The following is a 25,867-nucleotide window of genomic DNA, read 5'->3' as shown; positions in this document are numbered from 1 at the left end:
CCTGCTGCGGCACAATGGCTTGCCACGCCGCCATTGCGACAACGACATCCATGGTCACAGTGGTCGCTTTCGCGAGGATGATCAAGCCCTTCCCCTTAGAATACGGCCTCAAGCAGCAGCAGCTCGGTCGCCTCGATCGTCCTCCGAGAGCCGTCGGCGCATAAGTCGTCGGTAGGAGATTTGGCGATCTGAACCTTTGACGGACATTGTCCGTCTTAACGTCCCGTTCCCGGATATCAGCCGACGACCTTCGAAGCCGCGTACGCCGCCGCTTGCGAAGGATGCCGTCCCCACGCCGAGCATGCGTAACGCTCTCGGTCGACCTGGCTGATCTTCGAGGACCATAACCGTAATGAGATTTATCGTTGTAGTGGCGACGTCTGTCGCCCTTTCCGGCTGCGCAGAATTCCCTGTGCTTCAAGCGGGGGCCGATCCGGCTGATCCAGCCGCTCGAGTGCCCCCTACTCGGTATGTGCCCGTTTCGGCGGGAACCATCGACTATCGGCCCGTTGAGCCGAAATCCTGGATCGAGCAAAACCAGCGTGTCGCTCCCCGCATGGGGGGCAACAAATGAGCCCGGCCAACGCAATCTTCGCAATCTTTCGTGCACGCTCGTCTGCCAAGAAGCTTTCCCTCGTGGGCTCGTTTACGTTGGCCCTAGGCGGGTGTGCGACGTTTTCGCCTGATGGGGGAATGCAGCCCGTGGCCCAGCAAGTTGGTGCCACTATCGGCAAAGACACCATCAAGATCACGTCGCCGGCGGAGGCCAGTTATGCGCAGTCCCGCATCAAGGCACTTCTTGCCAAGCCGCTAACGCCCGATTCTGCCGTGCAGATTGCACTGTTGAACAATCGGGGATTGCAGGCGGAATACAACGCTCTCGGTCTTTCGGAAGTCGCGTTCGTTGAGGCGAGCTTGCCGCCCAATCCGACTGTCGCGGTCGGCCGCTCAGTCATCGACGGCACGCTCGACGTCGAACGGCGCATTATTGCCAACCTTCTGTCTCTTCTGACCCAGCCAACCCGGCGTGCCATCGGCGAGCTTCAGTTCGAGGCTGCAAGGTACCGCGCAATCGATGGCACCTTCAGAACGGCGGTAAACGCTCGTAAGGCCTACTACGCCGCTGTTGCCGCGCGTCAGAAGGCAAACTTCCTGGACCAGGCGCGTACAAGCGCTGATGCTGCCGCCGATCTCACGCGCCGCCTTGGCGAAACGGGAGCGGCGAAAAAGCTCGATCAGGCGCGCGCGGCCGCATTCTATGCGGAGGTTGCTAACGAACTGGCAGCAGCTCGGCTCGAGGTAGGAACGACCCGCGAGGCGCTGACGCGTAGCCTGGGGATCTGGGGCAGCGACCTCAGTTATAAGCTTCCGAGCGACTTGCCGCGTCTGCCACAGCGCTTGCCCACTCAACAGGCCGTCGAGGTCCAGGCGATCCGCAAGCGCGTCGACCTCATCGCATCTCGACTGGATCTCGATGCTCTCGCCACGTCTCTGCGCCTGGAACAGGCGACACGCTACATCTCGGCCTTCGAACTGGCCGGGATCTCGCAGTTCGAGCGCAGCAAGGTCGATGGCATTGTCGAAAAGTCGAGAGCCGCAGGCCACTCGCTCGATCTCGCAATCGAGATCCCGGTCTTCGATTTCGGTGAGACCACGCGGCGCCGTGCGGTCGAAACCTATTCGATGGCAGTCAATCGCTTCGCGGAGCAGGCGGTCAACATTCGCTCGGAAGCGCGGGGCGCATATCTAACCTATCGTGCTGCCTACGAGATTGCGCTCGCATATCGCAATAAGATTGTGCCGTTGCGCCGCACGGTGAACGAACAGTCATTGCTCGAATACAATGGCATGCTCATCGATCTCTTCGTGCTGCTCACAACCTTCCGCGAAGGTATCGACAGCAACGTCGCGGCTATTGATGCACAGCGAGACTATTTCACGGCCCGGGTCGATTTCGATGCAGCCATTCAAGGTGGCGGTTCGGGGCCAGGCGCGGCGACTCGTGTCGCCGACGGACAATAATCGGAGCCCAAAAAATGACTGTTTCACGTCGAAATTTCTTAAGCGCCGCTGGCGGCATCACGCTCGTCAGCGCGGGCGCGGTCTCTGGCCGCACGGCTTTCGCTTCGGTGCCGGAGGCGCCGACCATGAAGAGCCCTCTCATGCAGCCTCCCTTGGTGCCGCAAACGGGGCCGGACTACAATCCTGTGGTAACGCTTAACGGCTGGACGCTGCCGTGGCGCATGAACGGCGACTGGAAAGAATTCCATCTAGTCGCAGAGCCGGTCGTGCGTGAATTCTCGCCCGGCATGGTTGGGCACCTTTGGGGCTACAACGGCCAATCCCCCGGCCCGACTATCGAAGCGGTCGAGGGCGACAAGGTCCGGATCTTTGTCACCAACAAGCTGCCGGAGCACACCACGATCCATTGGCATGGCCAGCTGTTGCCCAATGGAATGGACGGCGTCGGCGGTCTTGTGCAGCCCCACATTCCCGTCGGGAAGACATTCGTCTACGAGTTTCAGCTGCAGAAGAGCGGTACGTTCATGTACCACCCGCATTCCGACGAGATGGTCCAGATGGCCATGGGGATGATGGGGTTCTTTGTCGTGCATCCGAGGGACCCAGCGTTTCGCCGGGTGGATCGGGACTTCGTCTTTCTCATGGCGTCTTACGATATCGAGCCCGGCACCTACGTGCCGCGCGTCGCCGAGATGACTGACTTCAACATGTGGACCTGGAACACCCGTGTGTTCCCAGGCATCGATCACATTGTGGCCGGCAAGGGAGACAAGGTGCGGATCCGCTTTGGCAATCTCACCATGACCAATCATCCCATTCACATGCACGGCTACGATTTCAAGGTGTCCTGCACCGACGGTGGTTGGGTCCCGGAGGCGGCCGCGTGGCCCGAGGTCACCGTCGATTGCGCAGTCGGTCAAATGCGCGCCTTTGACTTCGTGGCGGATAAACCTGGCGATTGGGCAATCCACTGCCACAAATCCCATCACACGATGAACGCGATGGGGCACGAACTCAGCACCTTCATTGGCGTGGATAAGCGCGAGATTGCCAAGAAGGTCAGAAAACTCGTTCCGGATTACATGCCTATGGGCACAGCGGGCATGGCCGACATGGGCGAAATGGAAATGCCGCTTCCTGACAACACCCTGCCGATGATGACCGGATGGGGTCAGTTTGGCTCTATCGAGATGGGGGGCATGTTCTCCGTCGTGAAGGTGCGCGAGGGCCTCGCCGCCCATGACTACAAGGATCCGGGATGGTTCAAGCACCCGGAAGGAACGGTGTCCTTCGAGTGGAAGGGCGAACCGAAGAAGGCGGAGCGCGCCCCCGCGTCGACGCCCGAAAGTAAAGCTGCCGCGTTCAACGTCGTAAAGCCCGGCAGAAAATCGTCCCACGGCAACCACTGAGTAGGAGCTTTCATGAAGACCCAGATAATCATTGCAGGGTTTGCAGCGCTGTTTCTCTCGACAAGCGCATTCGCGGACCCAGGCCATTCTCATGGCGACGATCGCGCCTATGGCGAGCCCGGAAACCCGAAACAGTCCGCCCGCATCGTTCAAGTCACCATGCGGGAGTCTGACGGAAAGATGGAGTTCATACCAAACCGAATTAATATTCGGCGGGGGGAGCAGGTCAAATTCCAGCTCCGTAACAACGGTGAGACAGATCACGAGCTCGTAATCGGCACCCTTGAGGAGAATCTCAAGCACGGGATCGAGATGCAGAAAAATCCCGATATGGAGCATGACGATCCGAACGCGAAAAGACTCGCCCCCAAGAAGACCGGGGAGATCCTTTGGAAGTTTACCAAGGCGGGAGAATTCGACTTCTCCTGCCTGATCCCGGGCCACCGGGAGTCCGGGATGTTCGGGACGATCATCGTCAATTAAGCGAACCAAAAACAGGAGATAATCTCATGCGCAAACTCTTACTCGGCCTTGCGGCCGCATCCCTTTCGACTGCGGTTTACGCGCAAGCTGTGCCCACCGACGGTCAAGTCACCAAGATCGACGCTCCGCAAAATAAGCTGACGCTGAAGCACGGTCCGATCAAGAACCTCGATATGGACGGCATGACCATGGTCTTCAACGTTGCAGATCCGGCGATGCTTAAGACAATTAAAGTCGGCGACAAGGTTAAGTTTGAAGCGGACCGTGTCAACGGTCGGCTCACGGTGACGAAGATCGAAAAGGCGAAATAGCGCCGTTTGACGCAGGGGGGCACAGTCGTGTCTCCCTGCATTGCTAGCGACGTAGGAAAACTACAGGAAGTGTCGCGAACTGCGGGTTATGTCATCGGCAACGCAAGCGATGCTTACGCCATCGTCACGGCACTGAGTTCAAACACCAGAATCAAGGAGAGTTCCCAACCAATAGGGATCCCTTTCTTAAATGGGCGAGGCCCGAATGAGCGACCGCTTTGAAAGAACCTTGTGCTTCATCGACGCCATTGAAAAAGCTCAATCCACAGAAGAGGCGGAACGCTGCCTGCTAGCGTTCGCCGCAGGATTGGGCTTCACGTCCATCTTCGGCGGGATCGTTCCTTTGAGGCCGATACCGCTGGCCGAGCTACCGTCCCGCATCATATTTCAGGCGCTTCCGAACCAATGGGCAGCGCGGTACAACGCCAGTGGCTACGTATTCCGCGATCCGGTGGTCACACATTTGCTTCACCAACGCACGCCCTTCACCTGGAAAGAGGCCTACGTGGCGTCACCTCAACCCGATGACGTCTACCTTATTGGCGGCGAAGCCTCGGAGTTTGGGCTGAAAGACGGCTACGTTGTTCCGATCTATACCCTCGAAGGGAGCCTGGCAGCAGTCTCGTTCGGCGGTCCGACTACCGTCACCGACGTGGCGGAATTGGCCTCACTGCATTTTGCAGCGAGCTACGCAGTCGGAAGTCATCTTCATCGGAAAGCTACCCGCAAACGCCTTACGCAGGCTCTCACTCCCCGCGAATACGACTGCCTGCTGTGGGCTGGTGAGGGAAAGACCGACTGGGAAATCTCAATGATCTTGGGAATCTCCCGATCGACCGTATTGAAACACGTCGCATCCGCGCGCCAGAAGCTCGGAGCCGTCAACAAGGCGCATGCCATAGCCACGGCTCTGCGTATCAAGCTCCTCGGGTAGCATGGGGCCACGCTAGCCGCGCGGCCGGCTCGCTTGCGAGATCGAGGGCACGGACGGGAGATAGCAAGTGCGGCGGCGTCACCTTTCGCTTTCTCCAAATGATCGATTGAGCGAACGAAGAGTGTCGAACGCTTCTTGCACCTCCGACCCCGGCGCCGCCCTTAATACATCAATCATAGAAACGAAGTCCTCGCTCTGGTCGGCCGCCGCCGCCGCCAATATCTCACGAACGTCACAGTTCTCGCCCACCGGCGCGGGCGGCTGCGCGCCAAGAGATAGTTCTTTGCGCTTTGGCTCTGCCGGATGGGTTGGAGCGCGGCGCGGTGTCAAAAGCAACGCCGGCTCGCCATCTGGCGGCGTCGCCTTTGCCTTGGAGGCCGGCTTCGATGGTGTCCGCCGCGACTTCGGCTTTGGCTTTAGCGTGCGCGCCGGCTCTACGGATGCGGGCTCACCATTGTCTTGGGCGGGTTCCGGAGCCGGATTGATTGCCCCCTGCAACGCCTCGTCGTGCCAAGCCGGCAATCGCGGCAACTCCGGCGGAGAGCCCTTGGCGCGTTCGAAGTATCGTCTATACGGCTTATCCAGATAGTGTCGGATCTTTGTGAGTTCGAAGGACGGTGAGTTCTTGACCATCAAGATCGAGAGGCGCGGGGACATTTCCCGCAATTCGAGAGGACTGCGTAGCGGCCGCGGCGTGTAATGCGGCGCCCAGACCCGGGGCGCAAAGATGCCCTGCCCCGGCCGCTGGATCGGCGTCTTATACACCTGTGTAGTCTCCCCCAGCATCTCCGACACGAACTCGGAAGTATCGAGATCGTTGATCTGGATGAACAGCTTGATCTGAGAGCCGGACACCGTGGTGATACGCGTGTTCCTGCCATAGAGCTCGTCCAACTGCGCGAGGTCCTGCATCACGATCGCCATCCGGAAGCCGTACCCGGCGCTGATCGTGATCTTTGAGATCAGCGAATCCATCCGGCCGACGTGGTAGAATTCGTCGAGCATCAGGAGAACCTGATACGGCTCGTCCTCCCCAGGGATCTTGACCATCAAGAGATCGTGGATCTGCTGGAACAAGATGCGAATGAGCGGCCGGAAGATTGAAAGCTCGGCGATCGTGCATCCGATGAAGATGGTCATCGGCGTGCGCCGCAGCTCCCGGATGTCGAAGTCCGAGGTTTCCGTCGCGGCCGAGATGAGACCGTTGTTCCAAAGGCTCATCGCCATGTTGACGTTGAAGACCGCGCTGTTGCGCGTCTCCGGCTCGAGCGCGATGTACTGGTTGAAGCTGTCGACCACCCAGGTCGGCAGGTGCTGCCGCTCGGTGCGGACGATCGCCCGCAACACCGTCGAGATGTCCTTGCCGGTGGTCGTCATCCGGGCCACCGTGCGCATATGCTGAGCGCCCTCGACGAGCGGCGAGGAGAGCACATAGCCGATCAGCGCGGAAAGCAGCAGCCGCCCGGCACCAGCCCAGGTATCGTCGGCTTTTTCCGGAATGACGAAGGAGGCAACGACAAGACAGTCGGTCGCCATGCGCTCGTCCCGGCGCACGAAATCAAGCGGATTGTAGCGATGTGTGTCGTTCGAGCCGGGCGAGAACATGAAGACCTTGTTGCCCATCGCCATGCGATGGTTGGCGAGGGCCTCGAAGTTCTCGCGCTTGGGATCGAAGAAGACCGCCGAGCCTTGCCACAAATAGCCGTTGGGCAGAACAAAGCCCGTTCCTTTTCCGGACCGCGATGGTCCGACCACGAGGATATGCGCAGGTTCGTCGGACCGGATGGTGGCGCCACTGAGCAATCCGAGCACGATGCCCCGCTTGGCGGTCAGGCCCTGCCTTGCGGCTTCCATCAGATGGCCGAAGCGAGCGGCACCATAGGGCATTTGTCTGCGATTGATGAAAGCGAAGAGTGCCCCCGCAAGACCTAGTGCGAGCACCGCGGCGGCGGCATAGCCGGCTCGGATAAACGCCTCGGTCCGCGTCGGAGGATAGAGCAGCCTGTCGTAGAAGTGACGCCAGGCCACCAGAAAGAAATCAGCCGAACGGTCGGCATTCTGCATCGCGAACAAGGCCCACCTGCTTGCGCCCTCGCTTGGAAACCGCTGTGGCGCCCAGCGGAGCGCGACCACGACCTCGTACGCCAGGCTCCACAACAACAAGAATGCCAGAAGGACGAGGAGCCCGACGCCGATCCGGAATGCGATGATGCGGCTCATCCGTCACCCCCCGTCGCCTGTTCACGCCGCCAGTCTGCCATCCGCGCGAAATAGATCTCCGATGTGCCCCGCCAGCCGCCAACCTTGGTCTGCTGAACGACGATTGGAAGGACTGATTTGATGTAGGCAATGATCTCGTCGCGGCGCAGACCAAGGCCTGCCTGCATGACCATCAGCGCCAGCTGTTCAAAGGCGCCGGCCGAGCTGTCGGCATGGACCGTCGTGATGCTGCCGGGATGTCCCGTGTTGATCGCTCTCAGAAACGAATAGGCCTCGGCGCCGCGGATCTCGCCGAGGAAAATGCGGTCCGGACGCAGGCGCATCGAGGCCTGCAGGAGCGTTTCGACCGTAACCCGCGCTTCGCCCTGGTCCCCCTTCGAGGCCACCAATGGAAGATAGTTCTTCTGGATCGGATTGACCTCGCGCGTGTCCTCGATCGTGATGATGCGCTCGTCCGCCGGTACTTCCTTAAGGATCGCGTTCAGAAACGTTGTCTTTCCGGAGCTTGTCCCTCCCGAAAGGAGGATCGAATATCGACTGACAACGGCCAGCTTTATGAAGTCCTCGATGCGACTGGCGTCGAGATGTTCGCACAAGCGGCGATCGACGTCGGACAAGGCCCCCTCTTCCGCCATCGCGACCTTGTCGAAGGATCCCATGCGGCGATAGTCGTCGAGCCGCATCTCCTTGATGACCTGCTTGCGGATGGCAAAGGCGCCTCCCGAGGTCGTGGCGGGTGGAATAACGCCCTGAAAGCGCTCGCCAGTCGGTAATGCTGCGGACAGGAGCGGATGCTCTTCATTGATGCTTTGCCCGGAATGACCCGCGACACGCTCGGCCAGGTGGCGGATCGCGTGCTCGGTCAACGCCGGCACGTCGTAACGCTCCATCGCCGACTGTCCGAACCGTTCGATCCAGACTTCGCCCGGCCCGTTGGCACAGATCTCTACGACCTGGTCGTCCTCGAGCCAAGGCCGGATCGGCTCCAGTGCACGATCAATGAAGACCGTCAGGCTTCGCGCCACTACGCTCACGCTTCAGCTCCCTGAGGGCTTCCCTGACCGGATCCGGATACAGCGCCGAGAAATCGAGATCGCGCCGCACGAACACGATGATGCGCGTGCCCTGGTCGAGGTAGATGGTCGGTGGAATGTTGATGGAGTTGCGCAGGGCCTCCTGGGCAATGTTGGTCAAGGTCTGAGAGATGTTCTGCGCGGCGATCTGACGGGCCTGCAACGAAAGCTGGTTCTGGTTCACACCAGTTTGGGTTTGCGTCACCACGCCCGTCACGGGATCGGGGGTGGTGATGACCGTGCCGTNGCCATAGCCGTCGGTGTTTTGCCCATAGGCGCTGAGGAACTGGGCTCCGCCGCCGACCAGCGACAACACGATCGCCGAGCCGAAGCGCTCGAGATAGTGATTGTCGACGAAACCAGCGTTGCCGGCCCGGCCGAGCTCGTCCGCGCCATTCGAGCCGAGTTGGACCGAGACGCCATCGGACCGCAGCATCCGGGTCCATACGATGAAGACGCGGGTCTGGCCCTGGGCGATGCCGGAGCGATACTCGCCGATTAAGCGGCTGCCGGAGGGGATAAGCACCCGCCGGCCGTCGAACGACCAGACGTTCTCGGTCACCACGGCGCGCACCATGCCGGGTAGGTCGCTTTGTACGGCCGTTTCCAGAACCCCGCGGATCAGTGTGCCTTGGGCCACGAGCGCGTCAATGCGGTTGTTCTTTGTGGCGCGGGCCACCTCGACGCCCGCAGCAGAGACGGAGGCAAGAAAACGCCGATTGGGATCGTCCTCGTTGCCTGCCGCGCCACGGGGCCCCTCCTCGCCGTTGGCAGCGGCGGCNGCCGAGGCGTTGTCTGCGATGACCTGCGGCGCTCGCAGCCGCTCCCAACGCCGCCGTTCCTCCTCCTGACGTTGCCGCTCGAGCTCCGCGAGCCGCCTCGCCTCGTCGTCGTTGGGCGGCGCCGCCGCAAGGGGCGGTTCCGGCGCCGGCGGGGGAGGCAAGGCGAGCGGCGGTGCGACTGGAGGTGCGGGTGGTGTGGCTTCGGGGGGCGCCGACGGCACGACGATCGTGCCTTGGTCGGTTTGCGGGCGGGGCGTCGAAAGCGACGGCGCGGGAAACTGCGTGGTGGTGAATTCTTCTTTGTCCGGCGTCGTCAACGTGGGGGTCCGGCGGGCCAGCGATCCGTAGATGAGCCAGGCAGCGATCACCACCGCGCCCAGCGGGATAACAATCTTCAAGAAACCGCCGAGAGCGGTGCGCCCCCTGGCGACAGAACTGGCGGCGGCCGCCTCGAGCTCCAGTGATCGATATTCGTCGGCCGTCGGCATGCGCGCTCAACCTCCCGAAGCGATGGCCGCGCCGACGCGTTGCGGCGCATAAGGCTCGAGGCCTGTCGGCTCACGCACATTGGTCAGGCGGCGGTTGAAGATGCAGGTCGATTCCTTGCCGTTGCGCAGGGTCCATTGCGGGGAAACCTTGTCGACAACGACATACGGTCCCTCGGTTCGGAAATTGACGAGGCTTTCATTGCGATCAGCATCGACGATGTAGATCGCCGGCGTTTCACCTTCGAACCGAAACCAGGTCTTTGTCCCGTCGTCGAAGACGGCGACCGGCTTGTTGGTTGATGATCCCTTATAGCCGTAGTTGCTGTTGGCATTCGCGATGTTCAGCGCTTTTAGATTCGGATTGGCCGCGCGCTCCTTGGCTTCGGCGAGGAGGCGGGCATTGACCTCGTCGTCGGGAAAACGGAAGCGCACGGCGTAGATCTGACTCGAGGGTGGGCGCGTGTTCGAACGCAGCAGGAAGGAGTAGACCCGCTTGTCGGTGACGACGTTGAGATTGGATTGGGCGTTCTTCTCCACAGGCTTGATGAAGATGATGTCGCCTTTTCGATTCGGCTCGACACGCCAGGCAATGGAATCGCCGAGCGCCAGCGTCNCGACCTTTTCGTCAGGCTGAAGCTGAATCATCGTCGACGTGCCATAAGTCGCGTCAATCGCGGTGACATTGTCGCGGCTGTAGACGACATCGCGCACGCGCGGGTCCAGCCGGCCCGGGCGTGGCGTCGATTCTGCGAACGCCACGCCCGCTGACAGCAACAGCGTGAGAAGGGCGGAAGCGTACGGCCGCATCATGGCTGCTGTCCTGCACTGCGCGGAGTCGGCGCCGATTCCTGGTCACGCCGATATTCCAGCACCTGGAAGCCGAGCGGATTGTCGAAGCGCCATTCGTTGCGCATTGGCACAGACGTATAACGAAAGCGCACCAGCGAAACCCAATGTCTGGTCACGATGTTGGTCGCGGACTTCTCGTCGGTCGAGAAGCGGACCAGCGCGGTGCGGTTGTTCGGGAAGGTCACCGACTTGATGGTGACGCTGACCTCGGTGTTGGTCCCATAGATCTTCACCGGGTTGTTGGGATTAGCCGGCGAGTAGATCTCCGTGAGCTCGCGGGCAGCGTCTCCGGCTGCGAGAAGCTGGGCGAGATCGAAATTGTCTTTCAGTGCCTTCGGATCGTAGGTCTCGCGTGCCTTGATGTAGCGGACGACATTGAACATCGTCACCGCCTCGTCCTGCGTCAGGGGTCCCTCCGCCGTCGGCCGCTTGACCTCGACGAACCCCGTGGTTTTGTCGACGACGACCATGTAGGGCTCGTAGGTCTTGAGCGGCACGAGGAGCGCCAGGACAGCCAGCGCGGTGACGGCGACTACAGTCATCACCGTGGCGACGATCCAGGCGAGGGCGCGCGAATTGCGATTGCGCCGGGCGATATCTTGCTCCCAGGTCGCGCCGTCGGCGTAGTAGCGCGGATCCACGCGGTCGGGCTCCGCGGCGGTCTCCGTCATGGCCGCCCTCCCCCGCTCTGCGCCGGCGGTGCGCCGGAGTTGCGGAGCTGGTCAGCAAGCCGACGAAACTCTGCGGATTGCGACCAGCGCGCAGAGCGGAGGCCGACACGCGCTCTCTGCCGGGAGGCCAATTCTTCGCGCCGTGATAGCGAGGCAGGGTTGAACGGGTTGCGAAGGGCGAGGCGCGCACGGTTGGCGGCCGCTCCCATCCGGTAACCCGAAGCGGTGGCCAGCACCGCGCCCAACCGGGGTGCGAAGATCGGAACGCCGCCAGCGATCGCAGCCGCCATGTTGTTGATCTGGCTCAGCAGCAGGATGCCGATGATGGCGAGCAGCACCACCGGGCCGATCGTCGCCCAGGTCGCCGACTTGCTGTTGGCAACGCCATTCAGCGTGTCGATCGATTGCTGGATCAGCGAGACATAGAAGGCGAGAAAGGCATAGACCAGCACCTGCACGAGGAAATACTGCACGAGCGAGCTCATCCAACCGCTGAAGAAACGCGACGTGACTCCGAACAGGAGCAGGATAATGAACAACGGTGCCAGCGCGAGCAGCAGCCACATGAACATCTTCGACAGAACGATCAAGAAGATGGCAAAACCGATCAAGATCGCCATGACCACATAGAACACGGCGGCGAAGATGTAGGGGCCCCAATTGGTGATGCCGGCATTCTGCAGAAATGCCTCCGTCGCGCTATTGGTAGTGTCCCACATATTCTGCAACGCCGACTGAACCGCGTTGACCGAGGTCAGATTCGCCGAAGTACCGGTGTTGTTGGCGGACGTGACCGCGCTGAGGAGCGCGTTGCCGATGGCCGAGGGGCCGTCATTCAAGACCGTATAGACGAAGGTCTGGAATTCGCCCCAGCGCGTCGCCAGGACATAAATCATCACCGCGCGAAACAGCCGGAAGGCGTGATCCGACGGGCCGCCACTGGCTGTGCCCTGCCAGATTCCAACACCCCAGAAGATCACGTATAGCGTCAGAAGCAGGCCGGCGACGCCGGTCGTCCCACCCGATGTCGCCGCGTTCGCGAGGGCCTGATAGGCCGTCGAAACGTAATTCTGGCCCAGCTGATCGACCGATTGCAGCAGCGAGGTGATATTGAAGTTGTTGGCCATCGGACTCCTCAGATCGGCCGCATCGGGCCGCAGGAATCGACGGCATGAATCGCGGCGCGAGCGGATGGCGCTGGGGGAAGTTGCGCATAGGCGAGTGGCGCGCCTCCCTCATCGGGCGAGCACGGCGCTTTCAAGGGCTTGTAAGCGCAGCCGCCGACCGCGAGCGCAAGCAGGAGACTGGTCGTGAGAGGGAGGATAATTCTCACCGCGTTGGCGCCTTGGGTTGGGTGAACGTCATGGCCCGTGACGCCGCTTCCGCGGCGCCGTCCTGCTTTGGCGTCGTCTCGGCCGCGCTCGTCGCGGCCGGCGTTGGTGCCTTCAGCGCGAAGCGCCCGATGGCAATGCCGGCGGCAAGGGCGACAACGGCTATCGCGATGACAATGGTCTTCGTCATCAGGGCCCCCAAATGTTGTGTTGCGCCATCCCGGAGCTTTCACGAGACGCCTCAGAGGCGAGACGCCCCTTACCTTACTGGGTGAACTTCATGGCGCGCGCCGCAGCCGACTCCGCCGCGATGCGATCGAGATTGGCCTGGTTCGCCGCGGCTGCTGCGTTGTTCGCAACACCGTTCAGCTCATTGATCGTCAAACCTGTTTGAACCTGGACCTGGGTGTTCTGATCGATGCTGCCTTTCAGATCCTGCGCCTGGCCGATCTGCTGGCCTCCCTGCTTGAAAGCGCTCGAACGCTGCTGCACCGCGCTCTGTGTCGAATTGATAAGGCCGGAGAGGGTAGCGGCGACGTTCACCGAACTCTTGTAAGCCGTGTCCACGGGATGGCTCTGCCCGCTGGTGAGACCGGTGATCGTCTGTACGAGCTGCAGGCCATTGATCAGCGTCGACACGATGTTCTGCGAATTCGAGCCCATGCCGGCGAAGGACAGCGCCCCGCCCGAGATCACCGATCCGAGGGAGGGCGCCTGCGCCATGGAGAAGCCGCCGCCGAGGGCCATTTGTGCGAGGGTTCCTTGCGCCTGGGACGAGCGATCGCCCGTCACCGCTTGCAGCGTCTTCTGGGTGAACTGCATGATCTGCTGATCGGCGGTCAGGATTTTCTGGGTGCTGGTTGCGATCTCCTGGGCCTTTTGCAGGTTGGCGTTGTCGATGACCGGGACTTGCGCCCACGCTGGCGACAATTGGGCGGTCACGATGACGGCGACGAGGGCAAGGATGGTGCGCATGAAAATCCTCCCTAGCGGGTGTCGTTGTTGATCGCGGCCAGCGCCGCGGCGACGTCGGCGACAGTCAAGCCCCCGGCCGACGCGCCGTTCGCCGGCGTGCTTTGCGCCTGTGCGAGGTAAAAGATGACGTTGCCCTCAGTGTCGACGTAGCGGGCGCTGACGCATCCAGGGTCGGGGTTCGTGCCTGGTGGCGTGGTCGAGCATCCCGTCGGCGTCCGGCAAGGGTCAGTCGGCGAGCCGGTCCCGATCATGCCCACGGGACAGACCGGACCGGAGGCGGGCCGTCCCCCCGTCGCCGCCCGCATGCCCCCGGCCGCCCGGCTCATGTCGCTCGTTCTGGCGAGGTTGAGCGCGTTCAGGGCGGTGACCCAAAGGTTCGTCGAATCAATGACGCCATTCCAGGCAAGGTTGTTCTGCAGCCGCGCCGCGCTGTTCATGTCCATCGCCGCCATCACGGTCGAGCCCGTGCCGACCTGCTGGCCCGCGACCTGAAACCCAGACTGCGCGGCGCCAAGCGTCGAGCGACTGGCATCGAGACCGGCAATCACATTGCCGCTCGACTGAAACAATGTCTGGCTGTTCAGCGCGCCGCCTTGCGCCCCAGGATCGGGAGCGGCGGGCATGTCCGGCGCATAGGAGCGAATGGCCTGGCTGCCGGCGCCCGCCTGCGGCTTCACGGTCGGATCGGTGACGTTGGCCTTCTTGCCCGTGGTCACCGCGCATTTGACGCCGCTATTGGCGTCCTTGCGCTGCGTCGTCACCGGTACGAGTTTGACCGTCGTGCTGGCTGTCAACGAATGTTGGCTAAGCTGTGCTGCGTCGTCGACCGGGATGGCCGCGTGCGCCTGGGTGGCCAAAGCCGCCGCGGCCGCCGCGAGAATGATCAGGATGGTCTTCATGAAGGGTCTCTCCCCAGGAAGATCGGCAGCCACACCGCTGGATCGTCGCCAACGCGCGCCCGCAGCGCGTCGAGCTCGGCCACGGTCTCGGTACGACCGGACAGCACCTTGATGAGGTCGGGCATGCTCGACAGGTTCAGCCGGGCCACGACGCTGTCCCGGCCGTGCTTGATCAGGAAGGACCGGCTTTCGGGCACGGTGCTGCGAATCCAGTCGACCTCGCGGCCCGAAAGGCGGAAAGCCTGACGATAGCTCTCGTCATCGGCTTTGGGATTCGGAAAGAAGATGTTCGTGCTGGTCTGCTCGATCAGCGTGTTGGACGCGCGTGAGCGGACGATATCGGCCGCAGATTGCGTGCCGAAGCCGATGATGCCGTTCTGCTTGCGGATCGTCTTCAGTTTATCGCGGATGAAGAAGGCAAAGACCTCGTCGTCGAGCAACCGCCAGCCTTCATCAAGAAAGATCATCACCGGATCGCCCGTGAGCAACTCCTCGGTGCGGTGGAAGATGTACATGAGCGCGGCGGTTCGGATGACAGGATCATCGAGAACCCGCGTCATGTCGAAACCGAAGATGCTCGAAATCGAGAACTGATCCTCATCATTGTTGAACAGCCATCCCCGCTGATCCGGACGCATCCAACTTTCCAAGCGTGCGAGGAGATCCCCCTCCCCCGCCCGGATGCGACCGCGCAGCAAGGTCGAAAAAGCCTTCAGCGTCCGCCCGTCCGGCCCGGCTGAAAGCGCTGCTCCGATTGCGTTTCGGATCACCTGCTCCTCGGACGCGCTGAGATCACCGCCCTTGGCCGGGCGCAGCATGAAAGCAAACAGTTGATACAGAAACTCACGGTTCGCAGCCGAGTCGGGCAACGACAGCGGATTGAATCCGGTGGGTTCGCCGGGGACGAGCGCTTCATACTGGCCACCGAGGGCGCGAATGAAGATCTCGGCGCCACGATCCTTGTCGACGAAGACGAGCTTGGGGCGTGGCTCGATGCGTTGCGTCTGCGCCGCGATGAACGACAGGAACACGGTCTTGCCCGACCCGGTCGGCCCAACCACGGTGAAATTGCCGATGTCACGGACGTGATGATTGTAATAGTACGCCGTCTGCGACGTGGTCTCGAAGACCGAGATTGCGGGCCCCCAGTGGTTGCCGTCGGGCCGCCCGCTCGGATAGTTGTGCAGCGAGGCGAAGCCGGCGAAGTTTTTCGACGAGATCACAGCCTTGCGGGCGATATAGGCGAAATTGCCCGGCAGCTGCGACCAGAACGCCGGCTCGCAGTTTAGGTCCTCGCGCACCCAGATCACCGACCGATCGGTCAGCGCGGCGCCGACCGCCGTCACCGCCGCGCCCACCTCGGCGAGATCGCGGCCGAGGCACATCACCGTCATATGGTGCTCGCCATAGATGGCCTCGGACGCCAGCAATTCGTCCCGGGCCTCGTCAAGGTGCTCGGCGACGATCGAACCGGCCTCGTCGGACATATCGACTTGCCGCGACACGCGGTCGATCTGTTTGGCGGCGACCGGTCGATCGACGATGGCGAAGGTCTGGGTGGCTATGAATTCGTGCGGAACCCGCAGGAGATTGTCGAACGAACCGGGACCGCTTTGCGCCGGATATTCCCGGATCGAGATCATCGCGCCGAACCGCGTGTCGTCACGGCTGGCGCCGCGGACCTCGATGGCGTTGCGGCCGAAGAAGAGGCGCTTCGTGGAGAGCGCGTCGGCGAGGTCCATCCGGGGCAGGTGCATCGGCCGCGGCAGGCCGCCGTTCAGGATCTGCACGAGGAATTCCAGCGGCTCGGAGAACCAGATGCCGCCCCGCCGCACGACGCCCAGTTGGCGCGCGCCGTAGGCGGACAGGTTCTCGCGAACGGCGGTCGCCGCGTCTCGCAACTCGTTGAGGGCGGTCTGAATGGCCACCGACTCGCCCGCCTCATCCTTGCGGCCGAGCGCCTTCGTCATCACGACGTCGAAGGTCCCGGCCTGGCCTTGGAGCGGACGGCGCACTATCGTGAGATAGATGTCGTTCACGAACATCCGGCGCTTCGACAGCGAGGCGTCGTAACGCTCGTCGATCTCGCGGCACAACGCATTGTCAAAGGTCGACGCGATCCGGGGTTGCACCTCGCGCCGGACGATGTGCGCCGCGAGCGCGAAGCGCGAGTTGGCGAGCGTGCGGACGATATCGTTGCGGCCGAGCAGACGGGCGTTGACCTCGCTCATGTCGGATGTCTCGAACGAATAGCCGTCGAGCTTCAGCACCGTGAGAACCAGGCCGTCACGCGTTTTCAGGATATGGTCGTCGACGTGCCGGGTATAGGGAACGTGCGACGCAACCGGCCGCTCGCGGCGGGAGTCGGCGCCGAAGGTCAGCTCGTCGAGAAGGGCGCGAGTGACCATGATCGCCTCACGGAGCGTAGCTATCAGCGCCCCAGAAGGAGCGTGCGCGTGGCGGGCATTTTGTCGAGCGGACGAACAGGATCTCGAAGATCCGATCGTCGCGGAGGGTCATCACATAGCCGAACAGATGCAGCGGGATCGCGACCAGCAGCATGAAGAGATTGTGGGTGACTAGGAAGCACACGCTCGAGACCACCCCGTTGAACATGAAATACATGTACGGCACGCCCATCAGCGTCGGCGCTCGGGTGAGCGCCTTGACCAGCGGCGTGATGAGGGGATCGTCGAGCTCGGCTTCCGTCATTGGCCGACCGCCGACTGGAAGAATTGGACGATCTGCGCCGAGCCGAACACCAGGACGATGCCGAAAATGACGCTGCCGGCGATGCCCCAGGTCAGACGACCGGACCAGGCGAACAATCCGCAGGCGATGACGGCAAGCGTCGCCAGCGCGGTGGCGATCGGGCCTGTCAAAGCCTGAACCAACTGCGTCAGCGTCGATTGCACCGGCTGCAGCGTGCCGCCGGACTGTGCAGCGGCGCCAACGGCGCTGAGCGCAAGCAAGCTGAGAGCGAGCGGAGCGCGCGAGATCCAGCGTATCATCAAGTTCTCCCTGTCAATCGACGTGCATGACGAAGCCATCATTCCACTGCCTTCCCGCGCGTTGGCGCCCCGCGTCGGCCCTAGGAGCCATCTCGACGACATCCGGCTGTGCTGACGCGCGCGGGTCGCCGCCAGGAGTCGGCCAGCTGTTGAAGTCGTTGATGACCTGGGCGACGAAGCGCACCGTCTCAGGATAGGGAGGAACGCCGCGACTCTTGGCGACGGCTTCTTCGCCGGCGTTGTAAGCGGCGAGAACAAAGAACAAATTCTTGTATTTGTCCTGGAGGCTGCGCAGGAAGCGAATGCCGCCACGCACGTTATCGGCGGGATCGCAGAGGTCGACTTTGAACCGATCCGCGGTCTGTGGAAGCAACTGCATCAGGCCGAAGGCGCCCTTTTCCGACAGCGCGATCGAGTTGTAGCGGCTTTCGTTTTTCGCCACCGATTGGACGAAGTCGGGCGAGAACTTCTCTTCCGTCGCGATGCGCGCCACCAGAGCTCGCGCTTCGTCTGGCGCCATCGCCTGTGCGTTAGCACATGCGGTGTGCCCAGGCGCGGCGGCATCGAGGCGGAAACGCGAGGGGTCGAGCGGAAGGACCCGGCCGGACGCATCGACGGTCGCGACCCGCGGCAAGGTCGCGGCATCCTGGGCGTTCGCCCCAGCGCAAGCCACCGCCATCCCCAATGCGATTACCGCGATTCGTCTCGCCATGCCTCCAGGCCCTCACTTTTCAATAGACAATATATTAGATGTTGTTACGTTGGCAACCGGTTAGTGAGCCACGTCCCCAGCTCCGATCCGGAGGGTTGGATGAACCGCTGCTTCGCCCTGCTCGCCCTTGTCGGCCTCGTTCCTGCGGTCGCCCCACCCGCCGTAGCGCAGGACGCCTCGTTCGGCTGCAAGGTGCTGCTCTGTGCGGCGGCCAGCAATCCGAGCTGGTCCGGCATTCCCTATTGCGTCCCGGTCATGCAGGAATTGTTTCGGCGGCTGGCACGCGGCGGCGGTTGGCCGTCCTGTTCTGAAGGGCACGCCAGCAACCCCGGCTATGAGCCCTACGAACCCTGTCCCTCCGGCCTGACGCCCGTCGCGGGATCGGCGGGCAGCGAAACCCCGCCGTCGCCCAACGGAGAGCTGTGCGCAGATCTCTCCAAGCCCGAGCGCACCTGCTCTGGAAGCGATGGCGGCTGTACCACCACATATCCGACGACGCCGCGCCAGCACCGGAAGGAGCCGTATTACGTCGACATCAGCTCGGCCAATGGCGTGCAGCGGTTCTACTTCTCGCTGCAGGGCTACTAGCATGGGCGGGGCATCGCTGTTCGCCGGGATTTTGGCCCTGCCACTCACCGCAACAGTGGTGACGGCTCAACCCGCGTCGTCCTGGTTTCCAGTTCCAGCGGACGCCATCTATCTGACAGGCGACAGCTGGTCGGACGGCGATCGGACCTACCGCCTTTATGGCGTCCAGGCCTGCCTGCGTGGCACGAGCTTCACGAATGGGCATGGCCTCAAGCGTGACTGCGGTGAGGCCTCGCTTGCCATGCTGGTCGCGCTGGTGCGCGATCTGAGACCGCAGTGCTATGATGCGGCCGAGTCGCCGCAACTGCGAACCGTTTTCGTGTTCTGCCTGGCCAGCCCGAACAAAGGGGCTGCAGCGGGTTCGCGCATCGATCTCGGCACCGCTTTGATCTCGACCGGATTTGCGTTCTCGGCATTGAAGCCGGACGGACAACCGGTCCATGCGCCGTACTTCGTGGCCCAACTCGTCGCGCAGCGATCCAAGGTTGGATTGTGGGCTTTTGCCGATGTTCCCGATCCGAACGCGATCATCCTGCGCGCCCTAAGGCAGCCCCTGGCCGCGCCCGGGACCGGGAGGTCCGACGGGAAAGAAGCGACGCCATAGGCATCAACATCCAGCACGAGGAGCGAGCATGCGAACCACAAATCTTTTCATCGTCCGCGGTTTTGTGGGACAGGCGCCGAAGGCGTTCAACAAGGCCGCCAAGGTCAATGTCGCGACCGATCGCGCTTGGACCGATACCAAGGGCGAACGACACGAAGAGACCGACTGGGTGACCGTCACCGTCCTCAATGAAAAGGCTGCGGCCTGGGTCATCGCCAACGTTGCGAAGGGCGATCCCGTCTATGCCGAATGTCGGATCGCCGACGGCTCCTATAAGAAGGACGGCGAGACGGTCTATACCACCGACATCATCGCCAACGTCTTCCACAAGCTCGACCTCGGTGCACGCGACGATGCGGCGGCATGACGGCTTGCTGCTCACGATCGCGCTCCTGGCAGTCGCTATAATGACCGCGGCTGATGCGCAGCCAGCCGATCGGAAGGACGGCGTCTATGCGCCGCAGGCGCCGCTTCAATCGCGGCCATTGCGGGTCGAAGTCATCGACGGTGTGCGTTTCCGCGATATTGAGACAGACGAAGTCTACCGACTCTACGGCATTGATACCTGCGCGCCCGGCCAAACCGCACGCCTGGGCAGACAGCCCTGGCCGTGCGGGACGATGGCTATCTCGTGGCTCGTTACGGCGACGCTGAATGCCTGGCTCGCCTGCAACACATTGCGGAAGGAGGCATCAGAACACCTGGTGCGTTGCGCCACGGCTGGCCATCCCGACATCGCCGCCGACATGCTCCGGGCCGGTGTTGCCGTGGCGCTTCCCGGCACGGAGCAGGATCCGCCCGTCCGGGTATACATCCGAGCCGAGCAGGATGCGCGGAAAGCCTTTCGCGGGCTTTGGTCGAGCACGTTCCAGATGCCGTGGGAGTGGCGTGCCAACCATCCGACGGCGCTGCCACTCGCACGCTCCGAGGCAACGCCATGAGCCGCGCCGCCGTTCTCATCATCCCCGTTCTGCTGCTGTCCTCCTGCGCTGCGCCGCAGCCATGGCCGGTCTCAGACTATGGGCCCCCCGCGCGTGAGACGCTCTACACGCCCGCCGTCGTCAAGCCCGGCCGTCTCGAATATGCTCCCGACCGTTCGACATTTGCGCCGATTTTGACCGAACGCTTTCCCTACCCGACCCAGCCGGAGGCCAATGCGGCTTATCAGAGGCTCCACGCTGGCGATGCCGCCGACGGCACCCCCTCGTCGGTATGGCTGTTCGGGTGCAAGCCAGGTGCGCTGGACGCGCAAACCGCCCGTGTGACCCGCTACCGCGGTCCCGTCGTTCACTGCGCTACGGATTTTCTGGACACCAGCGGTCGCCGTCTGCGCCGCGAGGCCGTGAATTTCTATTACCACGGCGACGTATGGAACATGCAGCCAATCGACCCGCCGCGCAGCGCGGTGCCCTGGCGCAACCGCGAGCGCTCGCCCACAGATTTCTGGAAGTGGTGGCCGGGGCGCGATCGCTACGAATAGCAGGCAGCACGATGCAGGCGGCAAACCGGTTGAGTCATTATATTAGATGTTATACGCAGCGCGTGTCGCCGGCTATTCGACCCGCTGCCGCTGTATTCCTGACGATGGAGCTCGCCGGGATGATGAACACTCCAACTTGGGCGCAAACGGTGACGCCGGACCCAGGGACGTGGCGGCCAATGGCCTATGCTGATCTACAGCGGCCCTCACGCGCGACCGCTACCTACACTGATATCTGGAAGGATGCGATCGAACGCAACAATGATGGCTATCGGCAACGCGGCGATCATCGCTTCGCGGGCGGTAACGCGCCCGTCACCGAAGCTCATTTCGTCATCTGGAGCCGCGGTCGTTCCGTTGTCCTAAGTATCCTCAACACGGCGATTGGATGCACGATCAAGACCGCGGTGCCGCAGGCGCGCGCGACGGTGAAGCTCTGCCCCATACGGATCGCGATTTACGAAGGGATTCAAGTCCACACGCTGGACGGCGGTTACGCTTGCTTTCTTGAGCTCGAGCCCGGCGCATCGCCCGATCCTACGGTGTCCGCCGCCTATGCGTCATATGACGTGCCGAAACGAACGCTGAAGACGGGCATGATCGTCAACCATAAGGCTGTCGATGGCTGCTCGCTGGATGTGCCGCTGGGCCGGCGCAATGCTGATTGAGGAGACACAAGGATGCGCTCTCACATGATTTGTCTGCTCGCCGTGGCGGGGCTGCTCGCCGCGGGGGCAGCGGCCGCGGCCGAAGTGGCTTTCACCTATAAGACCTCCTACCGGAACGTGAGCCAGGATCCCGACAAGATCTGGACCGGCGATGCGCTGGCAGCCGGCTCTTCCGGCACCGTGACCATTCACGAATATGAACTGCGCACCCCGCGCGGCGACTACTTGATCTCGCAGATATGGAACGACGACTGCGCGTCGGCGACCTGCCCCACGCGCCTCGTGCGCGTGGCACCGCACCAGCCGCCGGCCATCCTAGTCGACGACATGATGCATCAGATCGTCCCTCCCGATGATCCGCGCTTCGCCGGGCTGTCGAACTCGGGCCCGCAGGCCGCGTTTGCCGAGCATCCCTTTCTCCTTAGCGACGACGGCAAGACGCTGGTCAACGGAGACTTCAAGTTCGAGATCGGGTCGGTGAAGCCATGAGCCGCCCTCGCGCTGTCCAATCGGCTGTCTTCAACGCAGGCGTCGTACTTTGCCTGTCGGCGACGCTGGCGCTCGCGGGAGAATCCGCCGCGAGCCTGACCTCGGCCGGCATTCCGGCGAACTGCGCGAATTTTGCGGCCAAGGTCTCGAGCAGCGAGGGGAATTTCGGTTCTATCAACCAGGCGGGTTGCCTTGGGGCGTTCCAGTTCTGTCCGGGCACCTTCGAACGTTATTACAACGGCAATGCTCAAAGCTTTCTCAACGACCCCTCCGCGCAGGTCGCGGCCTGGACCCGATATCAGCAGGATGAGTGGTCAAAGGCGCAGAGCAACGGCATGACCTCGCTGATCGGGCAGCAGGTATGCTACGGCGGTCGCTGCGCCACGGTCGACCAGTCTGCGATCCTCATGGCCTGCCAGTTCGGCTGCGGCCCCCGCGGAAAGCTTGCAAACTATGCCGCGGGCGGCGACTGCAACGCCCGGAACGTCAAGGACGGCAATGGCGTCAGCGTCTGCAGTTATTTGATCCGTGGCGCCGGCTATGATGCCTCCTGTTTCACGGGAGACCAGTCGGCGGTTTGCCAACAAAGCCCGACTGGGCCGGGCGATTTCCCGACCTCCACCGGCATAGCCGCCAACCCGCCGACACCGTCGACAGCTTCAATCATCGTCAGCCCCACCGACGTCTAGATTGCCTGATGATCAATTCATCTCGGACGGATCGCGGATAATGAAGGGCGAGAAGAAATTAAGCTGATCTTCCGTCGACGTGCACAGATCGCCACCCCGATAATGGGCGTGAACCAGCGCCCAGAAGACGACTTCGTCGGATCTCCCGGCGAATAGCGCCTTCTGAAGCGTGCGCCCGATCAAAGTTACGGCGCGTAGATGATCGTAACGGGCATGCAGCTCGTGAGCAACGATCTTGGTATCGGCAGTTCGTATCACAAGCACTCCTCCATTTTATCTTCATCGCGTCACGCAGCCGACGGCCAGCACGCAGTTGGTAGAACCGGATCGGTGCACCCGCGTGCCGCTTGAATCGTCGTCAACGTTTCGCGATTGAATGACATGCGCAGCGCCACGACCTCGTCTCGGCCGACCCGTTTGGGAAACCCGAGCGGTCTCACAAAAAAGCGGAGCTGCATGGCGATCACCATAAGGCGCCAGTCGATCGCGACGGTGACGGTGTCGACCCGGTTCGCCGCCCCCCATTCGACGACGCCCTGCGCGAGCTCGAGGAAAGGACTATCGCCGCGCGGCCGCATTTCGCGGTGGCCTTGCGCCACACAAAAGCGCGTCCACTCGAAGATACGCGGGCCGCGGGGCGGTGCGCGCCGGCAAAGGTCCGTCAGCACGTTCGTCAGCAGGTGCGGACGGGTGGTCGGCAGCAGGCGCTGATAACCCACAATCTCTTCGCCGCGCAGGCAGATATGATGAACAGCATATGCGTCGTCGAACTGGTCACGCTCGCAACCATCGGGTTGACGCAGCTCCTACCAGCCCTTCTCCTCGACGAAGACGCCGTGACGGAATCGGTGGGCGCGGTTCATCAGGGCGGGGTGCCGACTGACGTCCGAACCGGGGATGACCATGAGCATGTTGAACTCCTCGGCAATGAGAACAAGGCCGAGTTGCGCATGCTATCTGCCCACATTGTATGGGTACAAAGCTCCATTGAAATCGCGATTGGAAGCTCGTGCGGGACGACCCAAGGTCAAAAGCGGGCGATATTTCGGAAGCAATGGCACAGATTATCTCGCCGCGTATGCAATGCCGTAGGCAGGAACGCGAGCGAGCTCAGGAACAGATCTTGATCTGGGTTAAAGACCTGGCGCCTTCTCCTGTCAGTCTGACCTGCGCGCCTCGCGCATCTTCGAGTCAAGGAATGTGAAGCATGGCGTCAAACAGCCACCAAGACGACATGCCAGCGTCCCGCGGTGTCGAGGATCATGAAGCTGCAAAGCCTCACGACCGCGCCGTGCAGAGCGCTCTGGTCGAAGCCCAAAAGCAAATCCTTCAGTTCCTCCAGCGGCGCCTCGGCGATCGCGACGCGGCAGACGAGGTCTTGCAGCGCTTCTCACTGCGGGCACTCGAACGCGCATCTCAGCTCCACGATGTTCGAATGGTGCGCGGCTGGTTGGGCCGCATCCTCGCGACAACGATCGTCGACTACCAACGAGAGACGGCACGCCGCCGCCGCCGCGAAATCGTAGTCGATCAGGCTGAGGTCGAGAACCACCCCGTCGATGAGGAGCTCGACGCGGCGATCTGCAACTGTCTTTATCGCCTATTGCCGACGCTGAAAGCAGAATACGCCGACATCATCTGGCGCGCCGATATTCTCGGAGAACCGAGGAACCGTTTGGCGGAGAGTTTGGGGACGTCGTTGAACAATCTGACCGTGCGATTGCATCGCGGCCGACAGGCGTTGCGCAAACGTCTCGAAGAGATGTGCCGGACGTGTCCGGTGCATGGCTTCTTGGATTGCCATTGCGAAAAAGGCGAACAAACGCAAGCGTTCGCCGATGCCAAGGCCAAGACCACCCCATAACCCGGGGCGCTCGCCGATACTTCATGGCTGCACCCATACCGACCGCCGGCTGTGTGTCTGATCTGGCGCGATCAGGATCGCTCACGCACCGGTTCCAATTGAGAGCCAAGTAGGTCGCCTGCGACCTAAATCGTCGTTCTCAAGCGGGCCATCGAGGGACGAAACGCTCGCGTCATGAGGAACGAGACCCTTGTCGCGGCCATTCTCCCAGCGCGACGATCCAGAGGCCGAGCAGATTGGCCAGCGGCACGAATGCAAGAACCGACCAGAATGGTGAGTATCCAATCCGAGCGAGAATGCGCCCAATTGGGTAAAGCACCAAGGCTGCAAACACAACGAACGCGACCCAGTGCCAAGATGACCAGTAGCCGAGCATCATATACGAGTGGTCCATTATCGGAGCGTCCTTGGGGTGGTAACCTGCACGTTCATGGGCTGTCGGGTTACTCTGTTTTCGAGGGCGACCCACATGACGTGATCACGACGCGATCTGGCCGTTCGTCAGCGCCGCTTTGTCATAGGGAAATACGACATTCGGGTCGGGGAGGTCGCGCGCACGATCCTTTCCGCCGAATTCGAAACGCGTCAGAAGATCACGGATGACGTTAAGGCGGGCCTCCGATTTGTCGTCTGCGCGGACCATAGTCCACGGCGCGAAGGGCGTATGCGTTCTGGCCAGCATTTCATTGCGGGCTGTACTATAATCATCCCAGTGCTTTGTCGCAGCGTCGTCGATGGGACTGAGCTTCCACTGCTTCAGTGGGTCATCTCGTCGCTCTTTCAGCCGACGTTTCTGTTCACTCCGCGAGATATCCAAATAGTATTTGACAATGGTGACGCCGCAATGGGCGAGCAACTGCTCGAAGAGTGGTGCTGTCGTTAGGAATTCTTCATAGTCCTCGTCGCTGCAGAAGCCCATAACCCGCTCGACCCCGGCACGGTTGTACCAGCTGCGATTGAACAGCACGATCTCTCCGCCGGCAGGCAGGTTCGGAACCCAACGTTGAAAATACCAGGATCTCTGATCTCTGTCAGACGGCTTGCCCAAGGCGACAACACGCGTGTCGCGTGGGCTGAGATGCTCGACGATCCGCTTTATCGTTCCGTCCTTGCCGGAGGCGTCTCGTCCCTCAAAGAGCAGCAGAACCTTCTTGCCGGATTTAATGACATGCTTTTGGAGCCGCGACAGGTCAACCTGGAGCTCGCGAAGTGCTTTGCTCGCGGCGTCGCGCTTGTCCTTCTTACCCATTTACGAATCCTGCCATCTAGTCTGTCATGCATTCCGCCGTTGCAGGCGCTCAATTAGGCCTGGAAG

Annotated in this window: 30 protein-coding genes; 14 read left to right on the top strand and 16 right to left on the bottom strand. The window is 62.1% G+C overall.

Features of this window, described 5'->3' with window-relative positions; translation table 11 throughout:
• The first annotated feature begins 693 nt into the window (after positions 1–693).
• The 5 genes from X566_RS00525 to X566_RS00505 all read left to right on the top strand — a co-directional run bounded on the left by X566_RS00525 (position 694) and on the right by X566_RS00505 (position 5,159).
• Positions 694–2,022: a TolC family protein gene (locus X566_RS00525; protein ID WP_244434625.1), complete on the top strand. Its 1,329-nt coding sequence runs from the start codon at positions 694–696 to the stop codon at positions 2,020–2,022.
• 14 nt (positions 2,023–2,036) lie between these two features.
• Positions 2,037–3,431 carry a multicopper oxidase family protein gene (locus X566_RS00520; RefSeq protein WP_034462690.1) on the top strand — a complete coding sequence of 465 codons (1,395 nt, stop codon included), beginning with the start codon at positions 2,037–2,039 and terminating at the stop codon, positions 3,429–3,431.
• A gap of 12 nt (positions 3,432–3,443) precedes the next feature.
• The gene (locus tag X566_RS00515; RefSeq protein WP_034462689.1) at positions 3,444–3,914 is read left to right on the top strand and encodes a plastocyanin/azurin family copper-binding protein; all 471 of its coding nucleotides are present in this window, start codon (positions 3,444–3,446) and stop codon (positions 3,912–3,914) included.
• Between the two features lie 26 nt (positions 3,915–3,940).
• Positions 3,941–4,225 (top strand): copper-binding protein, encoded by a 285-nt coding sequence (locus X566_RS00510; protein ID WP_034462688.1) that lies wholly within the window; start codon positions 3,941–3,943, stop codon positions 4,223–4,225.
• A gap of 205 nt (positions 4,226–4,430) precedes the next feature.
• The gene (locus X566_RS00505) at positions 4,431–5,159 is read left to right on the top strand and encodes a LuxR family transcriptional regulator (RefSeq protein WP_034462738.1); all 729 of its coding nucleotides are present in this window, start codon (positions 4,431–4,433) and stop codon (positions 5,157–5,159) included.
• A gap of 78 nt (positions 5,160–5,237) precedes the next feature.
• Here X566_RS00505 and X566_RS00500 read toward each other — a convergent pair whose 3' ends face one another.
• The 13 genes from X566_RS00500 to X566_RS00440 form a co-directional block, all read right to left on the bottom strand.
• Positions 5,238–7,379 carry a type IV secretory system conjugative DNA transfer family protein gene (locus tag X566_RS00500; RefSeq protein ID WP_034462687.1) on the bottom strand — a complete coding sequence of 714 codons (2,142 nt, stop codon included), beginning with the start codon at positions 7,377–7,379 and terminating at the stop codon, positions 5,238–5,240.
• Positions 7,376–8,413 (bottom strand): P-type DNA transfer ATPase VirB11, encoded by a 1,038-nt coding sequence (gene virB11 / locus X566_RS00495; RefSeq protein ID WP_034462686.1) that lies wholly within the window; start codon positions 8,411–8,413, stop codon positions 7,376–7,378. The genes X566_RS00500 and virB11 overlap by 4 nt, the downstream gene beginning before the upstream one ends.
• Complete coding sequence (gene virB10, locus X566_RS00490) at positions 8,376–9,722, bottom strand: type IV secretion system protein VirB10 (protein WP_034462685.1); 1,347 nt, start codon at positions 9,720–9,722, stop codon at positions 8,376–8,378. The genes virB11 and virB10 overlap by 38 nt, the downstream gene beginning before the upstream one ends.
• Before the next feature lie 6 nt (positions 9,723–9,728).
• On the bottom strand, positions 9,729–10,532 hold the full coding sequence (virB9, locus tag X566_RS00485) for a P-type conjugative transfer protein VirB9 (RefSeq protein WP_152539754.1): 804 nt from the start codon (positions 10,530–10,532) through the stop codon (positions 9,729–9,731).
• Positions 10,529–11,242 carry a virB8 family protein gene (locus X566_RS00480; RefSeq protein WP_034462684.1) on the bottom strand — a complete coding sequence of 238 codons (714 nt, stop codon included), beginning with the start codon at positions 11,240–11,242 and terminating at the stop codon, positions 10,529–10,531. The genes virB9 and X566_RS00480 overlap by 4 nt, the downstream gene beginning before the upstream one ends.
• On the bottom strand, positions 11,239–12,369 hold the full coding sequence (locus tag X566_RS00475; RefSeq protein WP_034462683.1) for a type IV secretion system protein: 1,131 nt from the start codon (positions 12,367–12,369) through the stop codon (positions 11,239–11,241). Before X566_RS00475 ends, X566_RS00480 begins: the two co-directional genes overlap by 4 nt.
• A 202-nt stretch (positions 12,370–12,571) precedes the next feature.
• Positions 12,572–12,763, bottom strand: coding sequence for a hypothetical protein (locus X566_RS00470; RefSeq protein ID WP_034462682.1), 192 nt, complete (start codon positions 12,761–12,763; stop codon positions 12,572–12,574).
• 74 nt (positions 12,764–12,837) lie between these two features.
• On the bottom strand, positions 12,838–13,548 hold the full coding sequence (locus tag X566_RS00465; protein WP_034462681.1) for a type IV secretion system protein: 711 nt from the start codon (positions 13,546–13,548) through the stop codon (positions 12,838–12,840).
• Positions 13,549–13,559: 11 nt separating this feature from the next.
• Entirely contained in the window at positions 13,560–14,447 is an 888-nt protein-coding gene (locus tag X566_RS00460) for a hypothetical protein (RefSeq protein ID WP_034462680.1), read from the bottom strand.
• Positions 14,444–16,855: a VirB4 family type IV secretion system protein gene (locus X566_RS00455; RefSeq protein ID WP_034462679.1), complete on the bottom strand. Its 2,412-nt coding sequence runs from the start codon at positions 16,853–16,855 to the stop codon at positions 14,444–14,446. The genes X566_RS00460 and X566_RS00455 overlap by 4 nt, the downstream gene beginning before the upstream one ends.
• 7 nt (positions 16,856–16,862) lie before the next feature.
• Positions 16,863–17,159, bottom strand: a complete 297-nt coding sequence (locus X566_RS00450; protein WP_034462678.1) for a type IV secretion system protein VirB3 — start codon at positions 17,157–17,159, stop codon at positions 16,863–16,865.
• On the bottom strand, positions 17,156–17,458 hold the full coding sequence (locus X566_RS00445) for a TrbC/VirB2 family protein (RefSeq protein WP_034462677.1): 303 nt from the start codon (positions 17,456–17,458) through the stop codon (positions 17,156–17,158). The genes X566_RS00450 and X566_RS00445 overlap by 4 nt, the downstream gene beginning before the upstream one ends.
• A 13-nt stretch (positions 17,459–17,471) precedes the next feature.
• Positions 17,472–17,978: a lytic transglycosylase domain-containing protein gene (locus tag X566_RS00440; protein ID WP_244434624.1), complete on the bottom strand. Its 507-nt coding sequence runs from the start codon at positions 17,976–17,978 to the stop codon at positions 17,472–17,474.
• A gap of 291 nt (positions 17,979–18,269) precedes the next feature.
• On the opposite strand from X566_RS00440, the gene X566_RS00435 reads away from it, so the two are divergent.
• The 8 genes from X566_RS00435 (at position 18,270) to X566_RS00400 (ending at position 22,688) form a co-directional block, all read left to right on the top strand.
• Positions 18,270–18,758: a hypothetical protein gene (locus X566_RS00435; protein WP_034462675.1), complete on the top strand. Its 489-nt coding sequence runs from the start codon at positions 18,270–18,272 to the stop codon at positions 18,756–18,758.
• A 241-nt stretch (positions 18,759–18,999) separates the two neighbouring features.
• Positions 19,000–19,362, top strand: a complete 363-nt coding sequence (locus X566_RS25545; protein WP_409337800.1) for a hypothetical protein — start codon at positions 19,000–19,002, stop codon at positions 19,360–19,362.
• A 28-nt stretch (positions 19,363–19,390) separates the two neighbouring features.
• A complete protein-coding gene (locus X566_RS00425) occupies positions 19,391–19,729 on the top strand; it encodes a single-stranded DNA-binding protein (RefSeq protein ID WP_034462673.1) in 339 nt (112 codons plus the stop codon).
• 4 nt (positions 19,730–19,733) lie between these two features.
• A complete protein-coding gene (locus X566_RS00420; protein ID WP_244434623.1) occupies positions 19,734–20,303 on the top strand; it encodes a nuclease in 570 nt (189 codons plus the stop codon).
• Positions 20,300–20,842, top strand: coding sequence for a hypothetical protein (locus tag X566_RS00415; RefSeq protein ID WP_034462671.1), 543 nt, complete (start codon positions 20,300–20,302; stop codon positions 20,840–20,842). Before X566_RS00420 ends, X566_RS00415 begins: the two co-directional genes overlap by 4 nt.
• Positions 20,843–20,853: 11 nt before the next feature.
• A complete protein-coding gene (locus X566_RS00410; protein WP_034462670.1) occupies positions 20,854–21,510 on the top strand; it encodes a hypothetical protein in 657 nt (218 codons plus the stop codon).
• Positions 21,511–21,534: 24 nt separating this feature from the next.
• Positions 21,535–21,999: a hypothetical protein gene (locus X566_RS00405; protein WP_244434622.1), complete on the top strand. Its 465-nt coding sequence runs from the start codon at positions 21,535–21,537 to the stop codon at positions 21,997–21,999.
• Positions 21,996–22,688, top strand: coding sequence for a hypothetical protein (locus X566_RS00400; protein WP_034462668.1), 693 nt, complete (start codon positions 21,996–21,998; stop codon positions 22,686–22,688). The genes X566_RS00405 and X566_RS00400 overlap by 4 nt, the downstream gene beginning before the upstream one ends.
• Before the next feature lie 12 nt (positions 22,689–22,700).
• Here the strand turns inward: X566_RS00400 and X566_RS00395 are convergent, their stop codons facing one another.
• Both X566_RS00395 and X566_RS00390 read right to left on the bottom strand, forming a co-directional pair.
• A complete protein-coding gene (locus X566_RS00395) occupies positions 22,701–22,946 on the bottom strand; it encodes a hypothetical protein (RefSeq protein WP_034462736.1) in 246 nt (81 codons plus the stop codon).
• A gap of 29 nt (positions 22,947–22,975) precedes the next feature.
• Positions 22,976–23,491 carry an acyl-homoserine-lactone synthase gene (locus X566_RS00390; RefSeq protein ID WP_275451007.1) on the bottom strand — a complete coding sequence of 172 codons (516 nt, stop codon included), beginning with the start codon at positions 23,489–23,491 and terminating at the stop codon, positions 22,976–22,978.
• 404 nt (positions 23,492–23,895) lie between these two features.
• Here X566_RS00390 and X566_RS00385 point away from each other — a divergent pair, with 404 nt between their 5' ends.
• Positions 23,896–24,552 carry an RNA polymerase sigma factor gene (locus tag X566_RS00385; protein ID WP_081739991.1) on the top strand — a complete coding sequence of 219 codons (657 nt, stop codon included), beginning with the start codon at positions 23,896–23,898 and terminating at the stop codon, positions 24,550–24,552.
• Between the two features lie 478 nt (positions 24,553–25,030).
• Here the strand turns inward: X566_RS00385 and ppk2 are convergent, their stop codons facing one another.
• Positions 25,031–25,801 (bottom strand): polyphosphate kinase 2, encoded by a 771-nt coding sequence (ppk2, locus tag X566_RS00380; protein WP_034462666.1) that lies wholly within the window; start codon positions 25,799–25,801, stop codon positions 25,031–25,033.
• Positions 25,802–25,867: the final 66 nt, after the last annotated feature.

The sequence above is a fragment of the Afipia sp. P52-10 genome (genome assembly GCF_000516555.1).
In the GTDB taxonomy this organism is placed as follows: Bacteria; Pseudomonadota; Alphaproteobacteria; order Rhizobiales; family Xanthobacteraceae; genus P52-10.
This window is presented reverse-complemented; position numbering and strand designations above follow the sequence as displayed.